The sequence below is a fragment of the Bombilactobacillus sp. ESL1202 genome, from assembly GCF_058107125.1.
In genome coordinates this window covers 1,347,152-1,366,183 of sequence record NZ_CM176590.1, presented here as the reverse complement: position 1 = coordinate 1,366,183, position 19,032 = coordinate 1,347,152, and the positions used below count along the sequence as shown (strand labels likewise).

The following is a 19,032-nucleotide window of genomic DNA, read 5'->3' as shown; positions in this document are numbered from 1 at the left end:
GTGCCAATGAACTTAATCATCAACACTCACTCTTTATCAAGATCAGTAACTAACACTAGCTGAAAATTTTCTTGGATAGAAACCAAAATTTCATAAACATGGTCATATAAACTACGTTATCAGGAGAATTAAAATATCTTTTAACTCCTTGTTCATTTCAGCCGTGATTAACAGAACTAACTTTTTAGAATAATTGGCTGAATACTTCGTTTTATAACGTTCATACAAATTGTTATCTCATTGTTTAATTTAAGCAAGCTAAATCTTTTGTAGCTAGATTTAAATTTGAAAAGCAGTATTCTATATTTAAACAACCCTTTTCCACAGTCGTGCTTAGGTATTTCAGCATGATCGTCAGGCTGAACTAATCACTGTTTGATTATTACCAATTTCAATATATGAAGGATGACTTTTAAACTAATTATGTTATCATACTTATGTAAAGAAAAAGAGCCAGCGCTGTAAACACTGACCCTTTTGTAAAGTTGCCAAAGCGGTAACTATTCAAAAATTCAAATCTAATTTAAATAGCTATCTAGCCTGGCAGGGCTAAGGACAGCTATTTTTTTGTTTTTCATGTTTGACTACCCAAACAAAACTTGCCACGTTGATAATCGTATTGATTATCTGGCAAATTGTGTTGGCGTCTAAATGAAACACCTTGCTACTCCTTTCTTTAGGATCTGCGTTTACAGTTGTTACACCATAAGCACCACTCCCTTTCTAGGAATAGCCACCGCCTTAGCATTTACTTTACACTTATAAATTATATCATAGTCGTTATCCTTTAATTTTCGGATTTTCTTTAAGTGTTTTGCTCCTTAAGTTAAACTAAAAACCACAGTCCTGAGTCTTTCTAAAAAGATGACATTATAAACTAATTATGTTACCATACTTACGTAAAGAAAAAGAGCCAGCGCTGTAAACACTGACTCTTTTGTAAAGTTGCTAAGACGGCGACTATTAAATTTAATTATCTAAATAAAATAATCGCTAGCCTTGCGCGGCTAAGGCGATTATTTTTATTTTTGACCCTTTTTGATATATTCAAGAACCCGCATTACAGCATCAAAGATTGTTTTGACAACAGTAATGATCAGCTCAAGAATCTCAAACAGAGACACTTGACTACTCCTTTCTTTAGGATCTGGGTTCACAGTTTTTACACCATAAGCACCACTCCCTTTCCAGGAATAGCCACCGCCTTAGCATTTACTTTACACTTATAAATTATAGCATAATCGTTATCTTTTAATTTTTGGATTTTCTTTACGTGTTTTTCGTTTCTTAAGTTAAAACTTAAATAATGATATTTTTACATAAGTATGATATCATACCTATGTAAAGAAAAAGAGCCAGTGAGCAAACACTGACCCTTTGTAAAGTTGCCAAAGCGGTAACTATTATAAATTTAAATCATTTAAAAATAGCTATCAGCCCTGCCAGGCTAAGGACAGCTATTTTTTTGATTTTTCATGTTCCTGAATTGTCAGATCAAGTGCAACAATCCAGGCAGGCCTTTTCATTTTCTTAAGCATAACTTATTATTAACAAAATCAAAATAATCATGTTATAATTACTTTGTAGATAAAGACGTCTGCATGATGACACAAAAGCCACTCCTATTGATGGTAGGAATGGCTTTTTTTGTGCTGTTGCAATTGACAACTCACTTCTTAGTATGCTTGTTGCGCAACAATTCAGCAAACAATTGGCTTGCTATACTCACAATTATTGGTGCAATAATTGTGATAAAGACGTCTCTAAACATGACGACACCCCCTTTCGGGGCGAGTTGCCATGTTTGATTATATTATTTAAAAAAGTACCGTTGTAGTAACACAGCGATCCTTTACTTAATTTAACTTTCTAAAGCCTTAAAATACCACGTCCAACGCATCAAAATAATCATCTTTAGCCATATTATCCCCAAGCTATTGTACGTTTTTTAGGAAAATTATTATTCTCTCCCATTTTCATCAATTCAGAATGAAGATAGTCATAGTACATAGATGTTTCATCATCAATTACATTATCAACCTTAGTTTCCTTGCAGATTTACTGTATAGAATCTCCCCTGTTTTACCATTTTCAATTTGATAATTATAAGTCACAATATCATGATTTTTTGATTTGAGCCACATTCTAATCATATAATCTTCCCTCCTTATCTAATTGATTAACATAATTATAAACTTTATTAGTTTCGGCGTGAGCTTTTTCGTACGTTAAACCATCATCCATCAAGATGAACTCATAGAGACCAGTACTTTTTGTCCCAGCCTCTAAAAATAAAATCTATTTTTTAGAACTATGATTTTTCAACCAATTTGCTGCTGCAAGCATAACTTGTTCATCATCCGGTTCATTGGTTACCGTTAAAATGAATAGCTTCCCAGATTCTAAGTCAAATTCTAAATGATAACCATTCATATCCAAAAAAAATGCAGTTGCTATCAAGGCAGTCCTTTTATTACCATCTTGAAAAATATGCTTCTTAGTTATTTTCTGTACAATAAACGCTGCCTTCAGCCAAATAGTCGGATATAATTCCCGACCGAACAAAACCTGTTGTGTCTGTTGAACGATTATATCTAGTCCTTCACTGTACTGAATCCCAAAATCTCCATTGATAGAACGATCAATTACAGATTGATTAATCGCCACCAGCATCTCTTTGCTTAAATATTCCATATCACAAATTCTCTAATTCAGTCATTAATTCACCATTCTTTTGATAAAAATCATCAATAAATTGATTTAATTTTTTTGGAACAGCTTCTTTCTTTTTAAAGGTAATAGACTTCCCATCTGGTGATACCACTTTTTCAAATATGGTATCCTCAGTTAATCCCAGTAACTCACTATCCTTTTTAGTTATTCTAACTGCAAGCGAATTACCTGATTTGAATGGTTTAACACTACTATTTGTCATCATAATCCTCCTCTATTTCGTATATACATTATACCGTATAGTCATCACAAAATAAAAGAGATAATCTTTATTAAAGTATTCGATGATAAATTATTTACACTATCATAATACCCATCAAATCCGGCTTTTTGCCCATAACATTTCCTCTGGATTTCCCTCAGATTACAAAATTTTTTATAATATAATCATAAACGGCAACTCGCCCCGAGAGGGGGTGTTACTGTGTTAAAAATAATCTTCACGACGGTTGTTGCGCCTTTTTTAGTTAGTGCATTCAGCCAAATGTTTTCCGATTGGTTGCAAAAATAATGAGTTGCTAATTGCAACTGCACATTAAAAAAGCCATTCCTACTAGAGATAGGAATGACTTTTGTGTTACTGCATTTTAACAATCTTCACGTTTTCCGAAGCAAGTATAACATATCTTTAGTGTTTATTCAAAAAGACCAGCCTCATTACACGTCAAATGCATCAAAATATAAAAACTTCTCTTATTGGTTATTCCTTGCCATTGCTGCTTGAATGGTAGTAGCACCACTCCATTCTAGAGTAGCTATTGCCTTAGCAAACGTTAGCATCTAATTTGCTTAATTGGCACAATTTTCCAAAAATTAAAAAGTGCCGATGAAATTACTCATCAACACTTCTTTACATAGAATCTAATTTACTTAGTTAAATACAAATATTGCGACTGCAAACCCGCAAAAGCTGTTAAAAATTGCTTAATTGGTACTGAACGATCCTTCTTTTTTAAGGGATCATTAACATAAAAATCCTGCTGGTCAATCCCAGTAATAACAACTGAATGAATTAAAGGCGTGACGGTCATGGTTCCTTGTAACGTCGGCCATTTTAGTAAATCCTTTTGCGTAACTGTTTGGAAATCTAAAGTCGTCAATACCCAGATTGGATAGTCGTGATGAATCAATCTCTTTAAATCATTAGCCGGTAAATTTTCGCCACTATGCACTTGATATTTATGCCCCACAACTTTTTTACACAACTGACTAATGGGTTCTACATAAACGCCCATGGCTGCATATCCTTCTTTGATATTACCAACAAAACCTTTGCGAGGGTTGCCATAATGACTGTCGTCAACCATGAACGGTTCATATTGAATCCGCGCAGCCAACTGATTCTTCGTAACATCAAATCCATAATATTGCAACAACATCGACAAAGATGTTACTTCACAACCATTTTTTAAGGGATCATTTTGTAATTGATTTTCATAAGGAACATCAAGCTGCACTGACCGATGATAAGTAAACGGGTTATGTAGTCCATTGTCTGCCCTAAACCAATAATATCCACTACCGATTAAAATAATAACTGCTATTACACTAATAATTACTTTACTAACTTTTGTCATAAATCTAATTATAACGGAATTACTAAAAGTTGTAATACCATTTTTAAACCCGTGCTATTATTAGTCCAACAACTGTAAATAAACTACGTCTGCACTTAATACCAAACGTTGAAAAAAATTCTTTCTAGCTCAGTTTGATAGCCGTCTAATTGTAATTTAGCCTTACAGCCAATAATTGACTTAATTACACGTGGACGCTAATTCTTAAAGCCTTATCCACGGCAGCCATCCTTTCTGCTGACAAAGTCGTCACCTTTTCTCTCAGGCGTTGTTTATCAATGGTGCGAATTTGTTCAGTTAAAATAACGGAATCTTTACTAAAGCCATCCGCCCGTGTAATACCCACGTGTGTTGGCATCTTAGGTTTTTCGATCCGCCCCGTAATCGCCACAATAATTGTCGTCGGACTATAACGATTACCAACATTATTTTGTACCACTAGAACAGGGCGCATCCCTCCCTGTTCTGAACCAACTACTGGTGATAAATCGGCGAAAAAAACATCGCCTCGTTTAATTGAAATAACCACTAACTTGCCTATCTACTTCCTGCTCACAAATTGAAAAAGCATTACTAATTTCTTCGTTAATATCTGCCATATTTACGTATCCATCAACCAATTGACCGACAATTCGATCCTCTTGTTGAAAGAAGTTAAACAATGCTTCGTCGACAACATAACTAGTATCACAAGCATTATCACTACTATAATTTTCCAAGCGATCAACGACATCAGAGTCTAATCGAATTGAAACATTTTTCTGAAATGCGGCCATGGCTAACTTCCCCTTTCAAGTTTCAAAGATTAAATATCTTTTAAGTTATCAAATTGGGACGTTAAAATCAATACCATCTTTATTTTAAAAAATATTAAAGCATTAATCAATTCTCGCGTTTTAAAATTAAAAAACATTTTCCCACTGATCTGCTTGTCCCAACTACCTCAATTTAGATTAATGACTTTAATAATTCGATGTTTAATACCTAGATTTTAACATAGTTCAGATACTTGTCTGACATTGAATTTCAAAGTTCTAACCGTACGTTAACAATCAATTAGCAGTTGAGCTCTTCTAATTGATAATTTAACGTTGTTAAGTAAAAACTGCTGACTAACACGTCAGCAAAAATGAAGAACTGCTTGTTTGATGTACTAATTGATGTAGTTTCGTGGAATGCGATCAGTTAATGAACATAAAATTTCATAATTGATGGTCTGACAATAGTCCGCTACATCATTAACACTAATTGCCTGCTGGTGTTGTCGCCCAATCAAAGTCACTTTAGTAGCTAAAGGATAAACTTTAGGCAATTTAATCATTAACTGATCCATACAAATCCGCCCCACAATGGGACACAATTGGCCATCCACCAAAACACAACTACCACTTAAACTGCGGCGCCAACCATCAGCATAACCAATAGGAACCGTTCCAATAATCTCAGTATCAGCTTGAACCGTATAAGTAGCCCCATAACCAACTTTTTGACCCTTACTTAATTGCCGAATAGAAATAATTTGACTCGTTAAACTCAAGGCGGGTTTTAAAGCTAATTTTAAATCACTGCGTTGATTACCAGCTGGACTTAAACCATATAAACCAATACCGAGTCGAACTAAATTGCCAAATTGTAAATCGTCTTGCCACAAGGCCGTAGCAGTATTTGCAAAATGAACATTTTCAAACTTTAAGGACAATTGTTGGACACTAGTTTGAAAAAGTTTCCATTGTTGTTGAAAATAGTTCAAATCTTCCTCATCAGCCGTCGCAAAATGTGTAAAAATCCCTGTTGGAATTAATAACGAGCTCTTGGCAATTATTGAACACGCTGTTGCTAATTTCTGAGCCGCTTTTTGCGGTTGAAAACCAATACGACCCATACCAGTATCCAAGGCTAAATGAACTTTTAACGGTGTTTTAACTATGGTTGCCACTTGAGCTAACCAAGCGTCATCATCAACGGTCAAAGAGATATCATTTTGGGCGGCTAAAGGTGCTTGCTCAATTGGTACCACATTCAAGACTAAAATTGGCTCGGTAATTTGTGCTGACCGCAATTGGAGCGCTTCGTCTAAAGTCGCGACACAAAAACCATCAACTTGAACTTCATGCAACGTTTGCGCCACTTCAACTGCCCCATGATGATAAGCATCTGCTTTAACTACCGCAAATAGCTTTTGTTGGGCGCCGACAGCCCGGCGAAAACGCAAATAGTTTTGCTTTAAAGCTGCACGATCAATCACAATTTGCGTAGGACGATGAATCGAAGGTTGCATCTAGACCACTTCCTTTTCCAAGATAACTTCTGTCATCACGTACGACTGCGTGTGCGAAATTGAAATCCAAACAATACCAGTATATACCTTTTGTTCGATATAAGGCTGCCCTGAATTGCGATTTAAAATAGTTAAATCTTGAAAACTAATTGGCCCAATGCCCGTTCCTAAGGCTTTACTGAAAGCTTCCTTCGCTGAAAACCGCCCCGCCAAAAATTCTTTTTGCCGCTGACCATGATATTGATAAAAGAGTTCTTGTTCTTTAGCGGTTAGAACTTTGTCTACAAACCGGGGCTGCTTTTGGTAAGCCTGCCAAATTCGTTCAATCTCAGCAATATCGACGCCCATCCCTTGAATCATTTTTGTGCACCTCTATATAAAAAAGTGGAGCAAAAATTTGCTCCACTTACTTAAATTTAATCAAACTAACATTCTCAAACCAGGACACAACGCTTAAAGTGTCTGGATGGCAATGCTCAAAAACTCATCCGCAAATTTTATTACTAAATTTTGACTGCATATTAAAGTTCATGCACGCATTATTTATTATTAGTCCGAATTGTAAAATTGCGCTTATGATGATTTTGTTTTGAGCGATCATTGTGTGAATAATGGCGCCGATCACTATTATGATGATCGTTATTTCGCCGATTACGATGATCATTGCCATGACCGCCGCGATAACGGGAATGACTACCATTGCCCCGATAGTTATTGTTACGATTCCGCCGACTAGGCAATGGACGTTCCGGAGTGATTTTCACTGGAATAGCTTCCGGATCTTTGGTTAAGTTTTTCAACAACAATTCCACTAATTGGAGACCATCGTACTGATCTAATAATTCTTGCGCTACTTTACCAAACTTGTCTAACTTGCCTTGACTCAATTGTTCAGCAATTTTGGCAGTAGCATCTTCTAACTGTCCTGCTAAAGCTTGTTGATCAGTTGGTGGCTTTAAGGGCAACATTCGGACTTTAGTTAATTGTTCAATTGCCCGCAAATAACTCATTTCATTCGGTGAAACAAACGTTACTGACACACCGGAACGACCAGCCCGGCCAGTCCGACCAATCCGGTGAACATAGCTGTCTGGGTCTTGGGGAATATCGTAGTTATAAACATGACTAACCCCAGAAATATCTAAGCCCCGAGCCGCCACATCAGTGGCTACTAAATATTCTAACTTACCAGCTTTAAATTGTTTTAACACACTCATCCGTTTTTGTTGTGATAAGTCACCGTGAATGCCTTCAGCATTATAGCCACGAGCTTTTAATCCGCGGGTAATTTCATCAACCCGTCGTTTGGTCCGCCCAAAAATAACAGCTAATTCTGGTTTTTGAACATCAAATAAACGCGTCATCGTATTAAACTTTTCATATTCTTTAGAACGAATCATATATTGTTCAATATTATCAGCGGTCAATTCCTTTGACTTAATTTGCACAATCGTCGGATCTTTCATGAATTTTTCAGCAATATTCATGATTGGTCGTGGCATTGTGGCTGAATAAAGTAAAGTCTGGTGATCAGCTTGTACGTTTTTCAAAATACTTTCAATATCTTCGACAAAGCCCATATCTAACATTTCATCAGCTTCATCTAAAACCACCGTTTGAACTTGCTCTAACTTCAAAGTATGGCGTTTAATATGATCCAAAACCCGTCCGGGTGTTCCCACAACAATTTGGGGATGGTTGCGTAAAGCTTGAATTTGGCGACGAATATCTGAACCGCCATAAACTGCTTGGACTGCAACATGACGATGCCGACCTAAACGGTGTAATTCTTCTTGGGTCTGAACGGCTAATTCTCGCGTTGGTGAAATTACTAACGCTTGAACATAAGGAGCGTGCGTATCAACGGTCTGCAATAGTGGCAACCCAAAAGAAGCGGTTTTTCCGGTTCCAGTTTGAGCCTGTCCAATCACATCTACTCCGGATAACACCAACGGAATAGTTTTTTCTTGAATCGGCGTTGCTTCTTCAAAGCCTGATTCTTGAATGGCTTTCAATAAGTCTTCATTTAAATTAAGTTCACTAAATTTCAAAAAATATCCTCCTAGAATTGTGAAAGTCAATCACAAAACAGGGGCCAAATCAGATTAAATCAACTGTCTTGTAATTATTATTACTATTTTTCAGAAACTTTCACTAGCTAACTACTTTACCACGTTTTAACCAGAAGATAAAGCACTTTAAATCGTTAATTAACCAACTTGGGCTGCTAACTTAAAAAAATTTCCAGCTAATTTTAACTGAAATTTTCAATTTTAATTAATTTAAAAGTTGTTGTACCACTTCATCAAGGTGTAAACCGTTACTAGCTTTTAACAAAACTAAATCGTTACTCTGAAGTGTTTGTTTCAAGTCGGTAATTAATTGGGGTTTTTGTTCGATTTCATAAAACTTAACGGAAAATTTGGGCGCTAAAGCTTCTTTAAGAGCTAACATTTGGTTTCCGTATAAATAAATTGCGGAAATTTTGGTTAAATCAATAGCCTTTGCTACACTAGCGTGTAATTGGGACGATTTGGCTCCCAATTCTAACATGTCCCCTAAAACCAAAATCCGTCGTCCCGTTGTCGGAATTTTTTGAAAATTTTGAATTACATCAATCATCGCTGTTGGATTAGCATTGTACACATCACTTAAAATCTGAGTGCCTTGAGCTGTTTTTAACCACTGCGTCCGATTTTTAGTTGGTTGAAACTGACTCAAAGCGGTTTTTATTTGGGACAAAGCAACTTGAAAGTGTTGACCTACCAAAATGGCCGCTAATGCATTATCTACGTTGTAATCGCCCATTAACGGCAAACTAAATTCTAAGTTTTTATCCCAATTAATTTTAAAATTGGTTTGAGTTTGGTAGGTTTTGATCGCTGTCGGATATAAATCCAATTGTTCTTGGTGGCCAAAAGTCTTTTGCGCTTGAGTAACTTTACGAGCACGCTGAGTCAGTAAAGGTTCAGAACCATTATAGATAAATAAGCCCGTCGGCTTTAGCGCAGAGACAATTTCCATTTTGGCGTCGGCAATCTTGTCACGCGTCCCAAAAAATTCGATATGTGCCTCACCAATCATGGTAATAACTGCCACATCAGGTTGCACTAACGCCGACAACTTAGTTAATTGGCCGGGACGATCCATCCCCATTTCCACCACTAAAATCTCGGTATTTTCCGCCATTGCCAACACAGTCAACGGGACACCAATTTCATTATTGTAGTTAGCTGGCGTCTTAGCCACTTGATACTTTTGCGCCAACACTGCAGCTACCATATCCTTAGTCGTAGTTTTACCATTACTACCAGTAATCGCCACTACTTGCGGGTGAATCTGTTTTAAGTAAGCTTGACTTAACTGTTGAACCGCTTGTAAGGGATCGGCTACCACTAAGTAATTGGCCACATTGCCAGTCGGTAAAGGATGATCTGCCTGCCATAAAGTTGCTACGGCACCGTTTTTTAACGCTTGGGCCACAAATTCATGACCGTCACGCTGATCAATTAACGGTACAAATAACGAGCCGGGGGTCACTTTGCGACTATCAAATACCACATCACTAACAATAGGATCTACTTCAAAATGTTGATCTAATCGCAATAATTGTGCGATCTTACTGAGATGCATCTTCATAAAAATGCTCCTTAATTAATTTTATTGAAAATAATTGCCAAAGATTAACTTTTAGCGTGCTATAATACTTTCATGTAAATGGAAGTGAAAATGAATGCAAGAAGATCAATATTGGCAACGTAACATGTATATTTTAACCTTCGGTAATTTTATCGCCGGCATTGGTTTTAGCATGGTCGTGCCATTTTTATCCTTATATATTAACACGTTACAGCACTTTAGTAATGCAGAATTATCTTTTTGGTCCGGGATTACATATTCAATTACCTTTTTAATCTCCGCGGCCGTATCACCAATCTGGGGCAAACTAGCCGACCGGAAGGGACGTAAATTAATCATTCTGCGGGCGTCCTTCGGAATGGCCATCGTCATTGGCTGCATGGCGGCCGTAACGAATGTTTATGAACTCTTTTTACTCCGAGCGCTCCAGGGAATTTTTTCCGGTTATATCAGTAACTCCAATACGTTAATTGCCACGACTGCTCCTTCCAAAAATGTTGGTAAAGCCTTAGGGACTTTAACCACCGGAACAGTTACTGGCAACTTACTGGGGCCGTTATTAGGAGGCGTGATTGCCCAAACGTTTGGCTACCGCTTGCCTTTCTTAATTACTGGTATTCTTCTATTATGCGCTTTTTTCCTTTGTTTATTTTTTGTCAAGGAAGATTTTACCCCAGTTGCAAAGGATCAACAGCCATCTTTTCATGAAGTTTATCGGCAGTTATCTAATCCAAAAATTATTATTGGCATGTGTATCACAACTTTTATCATTCAGACGGCGAACAATTCAATTAACCCCATTATTAGTTTATACGTCCACCAATTAATGCATGGTCAAGGCAAAGTCGCCTTTATCAGTGGTTTAGTCACGGCGATGCCGGGCATTCCTTCAGCTTTACTAGCCTCACGTTTAGGTGCACTCGGGGATCGCATTGGAACTAAACGCGTTTTAATTGCTGGGTTGATTTTTGCCACGATCGTTTACATTCCCCAAGCTTTTGTCTCCAACGTTTGGCAATTAATGGGGCTGCGCTTCTTAGTGGGTATCTCAAACGCTGCTTTATTACCCCAAGTGCAGACCATTTTAGCCAAAGAAAGTCCGCATGCCGTTTCCGGACGAATTTTCGGCTACAATCAAAGTTTTATGTACATTGGTAACTTTGCTGGGCCGTTATTAGGCTCCTTAGTTTCCGGAACACTGGGCTATGCGATGGTCTTCTTATCCACAGCTTTCTTAGAATTTCTGAATCTCGGTTTTGTGCAACAAATTACTAAAAAACCAAAAACTTCAACCAAGAGCAATTAATAGGACAATTGGCGAAGTTCGAATCATCAACTGATGCAGTCCCTGCTGATTGTTTGAGCTTCGTTTTTTATTGACTGAATTTTCCTTTAGCCTTCAATTTTTAAGGCTTGGTTGGGATTTTGAGCTGAATCTTCTTAAGGTTCAATAACTCTATAAATACAAAAAAAAGACGTCTTCTTCAAGGCGTCTTTTTTGAGAGCAATTATTTTTCGGATAAACCGTATTTCTTGTTGAAACGATCGATTCGACCATCGGCTTGCGTAAATTTTTGTTTACCAGTGTAAAACGGATGAGAATCAGAAGTAATTTCAACCCGAATTAAAGGATATTCTTTACCTTCATAATCAGTAGTTTCATCTGATTGAACAGTTGAACCAGCTAAAAATTTCTTACCTGTTGCTGAATCCATGAACACAACTTCATGGTAATCAGGATGGATTCCTTTTTTCATAATAGACACTCCTCTGCCCTAAATCATTTGCTGATCTAGAGATTAATTTGACTAACAACTTTTTATGATAGCACCAAATAAAAACAGGCGCAACATCTTAATTTCTAAAATTTTTGGACACCCGTATAAGAAACATCAGCCCGCAAATTACGTAATTTATCAATGATACGGTCATAGCCACGCATAATATTTTCGGCTTGATGAATTACCGTCGTTCCGGAAGCCATTAATCCAGCCACCATCAAACTGGCACCGCCACGAATTTCTTCTGCAGTCACTTCCGCACCAGTTAATTGCTCCGTATGACTCACCTCAATTTGTCCTTCAACTACTCGAATATGTGCGCCCATCTTAATTAATTCGGGAACATGCCGCGTTCTTTTAGGATAAAGCGTATCAATAATCGTACTCTTGCTGTCTGCTCGCAAAAGTAGGGGGGTCAATGGCTGTTGTAAATCGGTCGCAAATCCTGGATAAGGACTAGTTTTAATTTCTACACCACTTAATTGGCTGTTCGGATAGACAAAAATACTATCTTCCCGCACATCAATATTAACCCCTAATTCTTGAACTTTAGCCAAAAAAGCATCTAAATGCTCAGCAATAATATTTTTAATTAAAATACCATCACCCATTGAGGCGGCAATAGCCAAATAAGTGCCTGCTTCAATTCGATCAGGAATAATTGTATGCGCATTTTTAGCGCGCAAACTTTTAACACCTGTAATGCGAATTGTTTGCGTGCCCACGCCACGAATTTTAGCCCCCATATTATTCAAAAAGGTTGCTAAATCAATGATTTCTGGTTCCTTAGCGGCATTTTCAATAATCGTTGTTCCTTGAGCGCGAACAGCTGCTAAAATAATATTAATGGTTGCGCCAACCGAGGCCATATCTAGAAAAATCCGGGCTCCATGTAATCCTTGGGGGGCTTCAACAACAATACAGTGATCTTTTTCAGATACTTGTGCTCCTAAAGCTTTAAAGCCCTTAATGTGCTGATCAATTGGCCGTGGTCCAATATCATCACCGCCCGGAAAGCCGACGACCGCCTTACCAAAACGACCTAATAATGAGCCAATAAAATAATATGAGGCCCGTAAACTATTGACTTTACTATGTGATAAGGAAATTGGATAAATCTTGGTTGGATCAACTTTTAAAACTTCATCTTGAAATTGTGATTGGACGCCCATTTCTTGGAGCAAATCCATTAAATTATAAACATCTTTGATTTGCGGTACAGAATCTAAAACGACCGGCGTATCTGACAAAATGGTCGCGGGAATAATTGCTACTGTACTATTTTTAGAGCCACCAATGGTGACTGATCCGGAAAGTCTTTTTCCCCCATGAATAACCATTTCTGCCATATTTTTCAATCCTTCTTTGTTAGTCGTTGCTAAGCAAGATTATCATTATTTTTGTCGCGCGAAAAATAGGATCGATTAAATTACTGATAATAATAAATCCCACTTTAAAATAATAATATAAACCGTCTCCAAAGTACACCCATTATTAACAGGTTCAATAAAATATCTTCGTTCATTATTAAATTAAATTTTGAAAACCGGAGCGGCACTAAAGTCCGGATTGTTGAAAACAAACTTAGTTTGTTAAATTTTTCATAAAAAAATAAAGCTCCCGCTCAACTACAGCTGTGAAACTTTATTTTTTATTTACTATCTTTTCTTAATCTTACAAGTCAACTTCAGGCAAATCACTAGCCGCCGCCATAAAAGCTTTAAAAATTGGCTCAGGGCGATTAGGACGGGAAAGAAATTCTGGATGATATTGCGTCGCAACAAAGAATTTATTTTGTGGCAATTCAATAATCTCAACTAAATGATTATCTGGTGAAACACCTGACATAACCAAACCTTGATCTTGTAATAATTGCCGATAATCATTATTAAATTCGTAACGATGACGATGACGTTCTTGAATCACACTTTGACCAGCATAAGCTTTTGCAGCAACCGAGTTAGCCTTTAATTTGCAAGGATATAAACCTAAACGTAAAGTTCCGCCAATATCTTCTACATCTTTTTGATCAGCCATCAAGTCAATTACTTTATGTTGCGCTTCTTCATCAACTTCACAACTAGTAGCATCACTAATTCCTGCTACATGGCGAGCAAATTCGATGCTCGCCATTTGCATACCTAAACAAATGCCCAAGTAAGGCAAATCATTTTCGCGCGCATATTGAATTGCTTGAATCATACCTTCTAAACCACGAGTGCCAAAACCACCAGGTACAATTAAACCATCAACACCTGCTAACTTCTCAGCCACATTATCAGCGTTAACTTCTTCTGCACTAATCCGAACAACATCAATATCGGTGTCAAAACAAAAACCAGCATGCTTTAAAGCTTCGTTAATCGAAATATAAGCATCTTTTAAGTCAACATACTTTCCAACCAAAGCAATTTTGGTTCGATGCTTCAAATTTAACACACGTTGCTCTAACTTTTTCCATTCTGTCATGTCCGCCTGCGGAACATCCAAATGTAAATAATCGCAAACAATTTGATCCATTTTTTGTTTTTGTAAGTTTAACGGTACCGAGTAAAGCGTTGGTACATCTAAAGATTCAATCACTGCTTCTGGATCAACATCACAAAATGAAGCAATCTTATTCCGCATTCCTTGCGAAATTGGTTTTTCAGTCCGAACTACCAAAATATTGGGTTGAATACCTAAACCACGTAACTCTTTGACACTATGTTGTGTAGGCTTAGTTTTCATTTCATCAGCTGCTTTTAAATATGGAACTAAAGTTGTATGCACGTAAACGACATTTTCAGCACCAACTTCTGATTTCATTTGCCGCAAAGCTTCTAAATATGGCAAAGATTCAATATCACCAACTGTACCACCAACTTCAGTAATAATCACATCTGAGTCCGTCGTCGTGGCGGCTCGCATGATTTTTTCCTTAATCATGTTCGTGACATGCGGAATCACTTGAACCGTAGCGCCGTTATATTCACCTTTACGCTCTTTACGCAAAATTTCTGCATATAACTTACCCGTGGTAACATTTGAATATTTATTCAAATCATTATCAATAAAACGCTCATAATGACCTAAGTCCAAATCAGTTTCTGCTCCATCATCGGTTACAAAGACTTCACCATGCTGATAGGGACTCATCGTTCCAGGATCAACGTTCAAATAAGGATCAAATTTTTGCAATGTTACTTTTAAACCACGATTTTTCAATAATCGTCCTAAAGAAGAGGCCACAATCCCCTTACCTAAAGATGAAACAACGCCACCAGTCACAAAAATATATTTGGTCATTCAATTTACTCCTTTAATAATTGATTGAGGGAAGATCCGGTCATTAAAATTAAAAAAGCTCCCTATTCTATAAGAACAGAGAGCCTTTATCGCACACTGTAAAGTGCCCAATCGGTATTTTACAATGATTTAAATATCTTGTCAAACTATATTTATGCTATGCTATAATGACAGTGTTTAATCGTCATCCTCGTCTTCATCATCAGAAAACTCACTGAGATCGCCTTCGATTCCATCTTCCAAATCATCAGCCGGATCACTAGTTAAATCATCGTCATCATTACCAAAGGTTAAATCTTGATGTGAAAACTGCGATAAATCCGGCGTATGATCATCACTGTTCTCTTCGTCATCGCTAGCATCAACTGTGTCATCGTCATATTCAATGACATCATCATCGTCTTCTTCGTCATCCAAGAAAGCGTTCACGCGTTTAATGGTTGGTGTTTTAACATTATCTGCATCTTCAGGATGATTGACTTCTTCATCAACAGAGTCATAAGGATACCACGTACGTAGTCCCCAAACATTTTCACCTAAAGAAATAAAACCGCCATCGTCATTTAAATCTGTGTAAAATTGTGGCAACCGTTCACGAATCTCACTGTCGCTTTTACCCATGAATTGCTGGATTTCATTGACAATATCCGCAAAAGGCATTGCTTCTCCTTTTTGCCCCAAGATTGCGTGTGCTACTTCGATCATCGACAAATCTTTTTTGTCTTCACCATCGAATTGTTTAAGTTCTACAACCAACTACGTACACGTCCTTTCAACAGTCTAGTTTTAATATTACAGATTACTTAACTAAAAATCAATCTTAACTTGTAATCACCGACCAAATTAGTGCCCGAATGTAATGAATAATCTAATTTAACCCGTCCGGATAACGGTGCTTGCGAAACCAAGACCTGCAAACGATTAGTATGTGAAATCAACGGGATTTGACCGTATTCTGTTAAATAATTGAAGGCCTGATCATTTTCTTGATCAAACATCATATTAGTTGTTAAATTATCACCAGTTTGACGTTTAATGGTAATCTGATTATTAGTAGCGATTTTCACGATGACTTTAATATTGTCTTGGTCTTGTGGGGACTCTTGATAACGAATATATAATTTATCACCAATAATAACCGCTTGCCCGAGTTGATCAACCTGATAATTATGCACCTGTCCATCTTGAATAACTTGCGTTTTTAGTTGAACTTGAATATCTTGAGCAGTACGTTCCATGATTAATTTTCACCCCGTAGACTTTAAAATTTGAAAAGCTCTTTGCCATTAGGACAATCGGGCTAACAACAAGAATTTTTCGTAACTTTAGACGAACATTTTCTTCTTAGTAAGTACTCCAATTGTCTTTGGACTCAACTAAGCCACTTGCGGCTTTATTTTTCATTATAAGCTATTTATTAATTATTGAGGAAAATTATGCTAGAAAAAAAATATTTAATTTATGACGTAACTTATCAAAAAAAGAACGAACTAGAATTAATCTTTCCACAAACTGATTTTTTACTAGATTATTGTCAAAAAATTCACCAACCACTGATTCATTTTTGGCAAACTAGTCCTACCATTATTTGCGGCTTACGTGATAAGCACTTAGATCATTTAAAAACTGGTGTCAGCTACTTAGCAAAACAAGGCTATCAAATTATGATTCGTAATGCTGGTGGTTTGGCAGTGGTCAGCGATCCCGGCGTATTAAATATTAGCCTCTTACTCCCCACTGCTGAAGAATATTCAATTGATCAAGCTTACGCTTTAATGCTTGATTTAATCAAAACTTGCTTACCAGCCGTTAACATTCAACATTATGAAGTCAAAGATTCTTATTGCCCTGGAAGTTTTGACTTAAGTATTAACCACCAAAAGTTTGCGGGGATCGCTCAACGCCGCCAGCATCAAAGTTTGGCCATTATGGCTTACTTATCAATCAACGGTGACCAAAACAAACGTGGTGAAGTAATTCATAATTTTTATCGACTAGCCAATAAAAATCACAACTCCGCCTACCCCACGGTCAACCCGGCTACAATGAATAATTTAAATCAATTAATCAACACTGATTTTAGCATTGAACAATTTAAAAAATTATTCCAAAAAACTTTAGCAGCCAAAACAGATTTAGGGATCTTAACAGCAGCTCAATTAGCAAATCTTCCTGATTACCAAACGATTATCACCACAAAAATAGCCCAACAGCAACGATTAAATCAGATTATCAAGGAGAGTTTACAATGACCAAAATTGAACGTTTACCCCGGGAAAAAGTTTTGCGCGACCCCGTCCACAATTATATTCATGTCCCTTACCGGGTAATTTTAGATTTAATCAACACGCCTGAATTTCAACGTCTCCGGCGCGTTAAACAATTAGGAACCACCTCACTCACCTTTCATGGTGCCGAACATTCGCGCTTTACACATTGTGTTGGTGTTTATGAAATCACCCGCTTAATCTGTGATTCCTTTCAACAAAATTATCCTACTAAACATCCTGGTGACGGTTTATGGGATGATCAGGAACGCTTAGTCGCTTTATGTGCTGCTTTATTACATGATATTGGACACGGCCCTTATTCACATACGTTCGAACATATTTTTGGTACCAATCATGAACAATGGACCCAAAAAATTATTACTTCACCTCAGACTCAGGTTAATCAGATTTTACGCCAAATCAGTCCGGATTTTCCCGAACAAGTCGCTAGTGTCATTGCTAAAACTTATCCCAACGCACAAGTTGTCCAGATGATTTCTAGTCAAATTGATGCAGATCGCATGGATTATTTGTTACGCGATGCTTATTTCACCGGTACGCAATACGGAATGTTTGATTTAACCAGAATTATGCGCGTCATTCGTCCTTACCAACATGGTATTGCCTTTGACATTGGTGGTATGCATGCGATTGAAGATTATATTGTCTCGCGGTTTCAAATGTACCAGCAAGTTTATTTTCATCCGGTGTCTCGCGGCATGGAAGTAGTTTTAACAAAATTATTACATCGCGCTAAGTATCTTTATGAAAACCAATGCCTGAGTACCTCAGAAAATTCTAGTTTATTAATACCTTTTTTTAAAAATCAGATTAGTGTCAAGGATTATCTTCGCTTAGATGACGATGTGTTAAATACCTATTTCAATCTTTGGCGGGATCATCCCGATCAAATCTTACGCAATTTAGCACATCATTTTTTAGACCGAATTCCGTTTAAATCCGTTACCTTTCAAGACGGACAAGAAGATTTAGTCCAACATATGCAAGAATTAGTTGCAGCGGCAGGGTTTGATCAACAATTTTATACTGCTACTAATAGCAGCTTTGATTTACCATATGACTTGTATGATCCTTCATCTAAAGAACCTAAAACCCAAATTGAGCTCATGCAACCAGATGGTACTTTACAAGAATTATCGACTGTCAGTCCCATTGTTCAAGCCCTCAGTGGGCGCGTGAGTGGCGATTACCGGCTTTATTTTCCTAAAGAAATGCTAGCAGACCCTCAAGGATCTACATTTGCTAATACTTTAACCGAATTTCAAAGTCATATTCGTAACAATTCTTTGCAAAATTAGCTATGATTAAAATAACGGGTCATACTAGATGCTGGGACAAAAAACGTTGCGAAACCTTTAATCTGCTTAGTAATACAACTTTAAAATAGACCGTCCCAACCTCTTCTAGCAAAATTTGTTAGTACCTATTAATTTCAAAGAGGAGTA

17 protein-coding genes are annotated in these 19,032 nt (G+C 37.1%); 3 read left to right on the top strand and 14 right to left on the bottom strand.

Going from position 1 to position 19,032, the window contains the following annotated elements; translation table 11 throughout:
* Positions 1 to 2,298: 2,298 nt before the first annotated feature.
* From AC3B7A_RS06035 to AC3B7A_RS05995, 9 genes are all read right to left on the bottom strand, one after another.
* The gene (locus AC3B7A_RS06035; RefSeq protein ID WP_489755235.1) at positions 2,299 to 2,694 is read right to left on the bottom strand and encodes a type II toxin-antitoxin system death-on-curing family toxin; all 396 of its coding nucleotides are present in this window, start codon (positions 2,692 to 2,694) and stop codon (positions 2,299 to 2,301) included.
* A 1-nt stretch (position 2,695) separates the two neighbouring features.
* The gene (locus tag AC3B7A_RS06030) at positions 2,696 to 2,935 is read right to left on the bottom strand and encodes an AbrB/MazE/SpoVT family DNA-binding domain-containing protein (protein WP_489755234.1); all 240 of its coding nucleotides are present in this window, start codon (positions 2,933 to 2,935) and stop codon (positions 2,696 to 2,698) included.
* Between the two features lie 664 nt (positions 2,936 to 3,599).
* The gene (locus AC3B7A_RS06025) at positions 3,600 to 4,310 is read right to left on the bottom strand and encodes a C39 family peptidase (RefSeq protein ID WP_489755233.1); all 711 of its coding nucleotides are present in this window, start codon (positions 4,308 to 4,310) and stop codon (positions 3,600 to 3,602) included.
* 184 nt (positions 4,311 to 4,494) lie between these two features.
* The gene (locus tag AC3B7A_RS06020; RefSeq protein WP_489756557.1) at positions 4,495 to 4,833 is read right to left on the bottom strand and encodes a type II toxin-antitoxin system PemK/MazF family toxin; all 339 of its coding nucleotides are present in this window, start codon (positions 4,831 to 4,833) and stop codon (positions 4,495 to 4,497) included.
* Entirely contained in the window at positions 4,823 to 5,086 is a 264-nt protein-coding gene (locus AC3B7A_RS06015; protein WP_489755232.1) for a ribbon-helix-helix domain-containing protein, read from the bottom strand. The genes AC3B7A_RS06020 and AC3B7A_RS06015 overlap by 11 nt, the downstream gene beginning before the upstream one ends.
* Positions 5,087 to 5,463: 377 nt before the next feature.
* A complete protein-coding gene (gene alr, locus AC3B7A_RS06010; RefSeq protein ID WP_489755231.1) occupies positions 5,464 to 6,588 on the bottom strand; it encodes an alanine racemase in 1,125 nt (374 codons plus the stop codon).
* The gene (gene acpS / locus AC3B7A_RS06005) at positions 6,589 to 6,948 is read right to left on the bottom strand and encodes a holo-ACP synthase (protein WP_489755230.1); all 360 of its coding nucleotides are present in this window, start codon (positions 6,946 to 6,948) and stop codon (positions 6,589 to 6,591) included.
* A gap of 179 nt (positions 6,949 to 7,127) precedes the next feature.
* Positions 7,128 to 8,639 carry a degradosome RNA helicase CshA gene (cshA, locus tag AC3B7A_RS06000; RefSeq protein ID WP_489755229.1) on the bottom strand — a complete coding sequence of 504 codons (1,512 nt, stop codon included), beginning with the start codon at positions 8,637 to 8,639 and terminating at the stop codon, positions 7,128 to 7,130.
* A 226-nt stretch (positions 8,640 to 8,865) separates the two neighbouring features.
* Positions 8,866 to 10,227, bottom strand: coding sequence for a UDP-N-acetylmuramoyl-tripeptide--D-alanyl-D-alanine ligase (locus AC3B7A_RS05995; protein ID WP_489755228.1), 1,362 nt, complete (start codon positions 10,225 to 10,227; stop codon positions 8,866 to 8,868).
* 94 nt (positions 10,228 to 10,321) lie between these two features.
* Here AC3B7A_RS05995 and AC3B7A_RS05990 point away from each other — a divergent pair, with 94 nt between their 5' ends.
* Entirely contained in the window at positions 10,322 to 11,533 is a 1,212-nt protein-coding gene (locus AC3B7A_RS05990; RefSeq protein WP_489755227.1) for an MFS transporter, read from the top strand.
* A gap of 202 nt (positions 11,534 to 11,735) precedes the next feature.
* On the opposite strand, the gene AC3B7A_RS05985 is transcribed toward AC3B7A_RS05990, so the two are convergent.
* The 5 genes from AC3B7A_RS05985 to AC3B7A_RS05965 all read right to left on the bottom strand — a co-directional run bounded on the left by AC3B7A_RS05985 (position 11,736) and on the right by AC3B7A_RS05965 (position 16,534).
* Positions 11,736 to 11,984 carry a type B 50S ribosomal protein L31 gene (locus tag AC3B7A_RS05985; RefSeq protein ID WP_489755226.1) on the bottom strand — a complete coding sequence of 83 codons (249 nt, stop codon included), beginning with the start codon at positions 11,982 to 11,984 and terminating at the stop codon, positions 11,736 to 11,738.
* Positions 11,985 to 12,088: 104 nt separating this feature from the next.
* Entirely contained in the window at positions 12,089 to 13,357 is a 1,269-nt protein-coding gene (murA, locus tag AC3B7A_RS05980; RefSeq protein ID WP_489755225.1) for a UDP-N-acetylglucosamine 1-carboxyvinyltransferase, read from the bottom strand.
* 325 nt (positions 13,358 to 13,682) lie between these two features.
* Entirely contained in the window at positions 13,683 to 15,296 is a 1,614-nt protein-coding gene (gene pyrG / locus AC3B7A_RS05975) for a CTP synthase (protein ID WP_489755224.1), read from the bottom strand.
* Between the two features lie 177 nt (positions 15,297 to 15,473).
* Positions 15,474 to 16,001 (bottom strand): DNA-directed RNA polymerase subunit delta, encoded by a 528-nt coding sequence (rpoE, locus tag AC3B7A_RS05970; RefSeq protein ID WP_489756556.1) that lies wholly within the window; start codon positions 15,999 to 16,001, stop codon positions 15,474 to 15,476.
* Between the two features lie 98 nt (positions 16,002 to 16,099).
* Positions 16,100 to 16,534, bottom strand: coding sequence for a YwiB family protein (locus AC3B7A_RS05965; RefSeq protein WP_489755223.1), 435 nt, complete (start codon positions 16,532 to 16,534; stop codon positions 16,100 to 16,102).
* A 198-nt stretch (positions 16,535 to 16,732) separates the two neighbouring features.
* Here AC3B7A_RS05965 and AC3B7A_RS05960 point away from each other — a divergent pair, with 198 nt between their 5' ends.
* Together AC3B7A_RS05960 and AC3B7A_RS05955 are read left to right on the top strand one after the other, a co-directional pair.
* Positions 16,733 to 17,548 carry a lipoate--protein ligase family protein gene (locus AC3B7A_RS05960; RefSeq protein ID WP_489755222.1) on the top strand — a complete coding sequence of 272 codons (816 nt, stop codon included), beginning with the start codon at positions 16,733 to 16,735 and terminating at the stop codon, positions 17,546 to 17,548.
* Complete coding sequence (locus AC3B7A_RS05955) at positions 17,545 to 18,885, top strand: HD domain-containing protein (RefSeq protein ID WP_489755221.1); 1,341 nt, start codon at positions 17,545 to 17,547, stop codon at positions 18,883 to 18,885. Before AC3B7A_RS05960 ends, AC3B7A_RS05955 begins: the two co-directional genes overlap by 4 nt.
* Positions 18,886 to 19,032 lie beyond the last annotated feature (147 nt).

What these genes read in the sequence shown, in the direction of transcription:
- murA (WP_489755225.1), bottom strand. Translation starts at nt 13,357, where the DNA reads ATGGCAGAAATGGTTATTCATGGGGGAAAAAGACTTTCCGGATCAGTC.
- AC3B7A_RS05995 (WP_489755228.1), bottom strand. Translation starts at nt 10,227, where the DNA reads ATGAAGATGCATCTCAGTAAGATCGCACAATTATTGCGATTAGATCAA.
- alr (WP_489755231.1), bottom strand. Translation starts at nt 6,588, where the DNA reads ATGCAACCTTCGATTCATCGTCCTACGCAAATTGTGATTGATCGTGCA.
- rpoE (WP_489756556.1), bottom strand. Translation starts at nt 16,001, where the DNA reads ATGATCGAAGTAGCACACGCAATCTTGGGGCAAAAAGGAGAAGCAATG.
- AC3B7A_RS05965 (WP_489755223.1), bottom strand. Translation starts at nt 16,534, where the DNA reads ATGGAACGTACTGCTCAAGATATTCAAGTTCAACTAAAAACGCAAGTT.
- AC3B7A_RS06035 (WP_489755235.1), bottom strand. Translation starts at nt 2,694, where the DNA reads ATGGAATATTTAAGCAAAGAGATGCTGGTGGCGATTAATCAATCTGTA.
- AC3B7A_RS06015 (WP_489755232.1), bottom strand. Translation starts at nt 5,086, where the DNA reads ATGGCCGCATTTCAGAAAAATGTTTCAATTCGATTAGACTCTGATGTC.
- AC3B7A_RS05960 (WP_489755222.1), top strand. Translation starts at nt 16,733, where the DNA reads ATGCTAGAAAAAAAATATTTAATTTATGACGTAACTTATCAAAAAAAG.
- pyrG (WP_489755224.1), bottom strand. Translation starts at nt 15,296, where the DNA reads ATGACCAAATATATTTTTGTGACTGGTGGCGTTGTTTCATCTTTAGGT.
- AC3B7A_RS06025 (WP_489755233.1), bottom strand. Translation starts at nt 4,310, where the DNA reads ATGACAAAAGTTAGTAAAGTAATTATTAGTGTAATAGCAGTTATTATT.
- AC3B7A_RS05985 (WP_489755226.1), bottom strand. Translation starts at nt 11,984, where the DNA reads ATGAAAAAAGGAATCCATCCTGATTACCATGAAGTTGTGTTCATGGAT.
- acpS (WP_489755230.1), bottom strand. Translation starts at nt 6,948, where the DNA reads ATGATTCAAGGGATGGGCGTCGATATTGCTGAGATTGAACGAATTTGG.
- AC3B7A_RS05955 (WP_489755221.1), top strand. Translation starts at nt 17,545, where the DNA reads ATGACCAAAATTGAACGTTTACCCCGGGAAAAAGTTTTGCGCGACCCC.
- AC3B7A_RS06030 (WP_489755234.1), bottom strand. Translation starts at nt 2,935, where the DNA reads ATGACAAATAGTAGTGTTAAACCATTCAAATCAGGTAATTCGCTTGCA.
- AC3B7A_RS05990 (WP_489755227.1), top strand. Translation starts at nt 10,322, where the DNA reads ATGCAAGAAGATCAATATTGGCAACGTAACATGTATATTTTAACCTTC.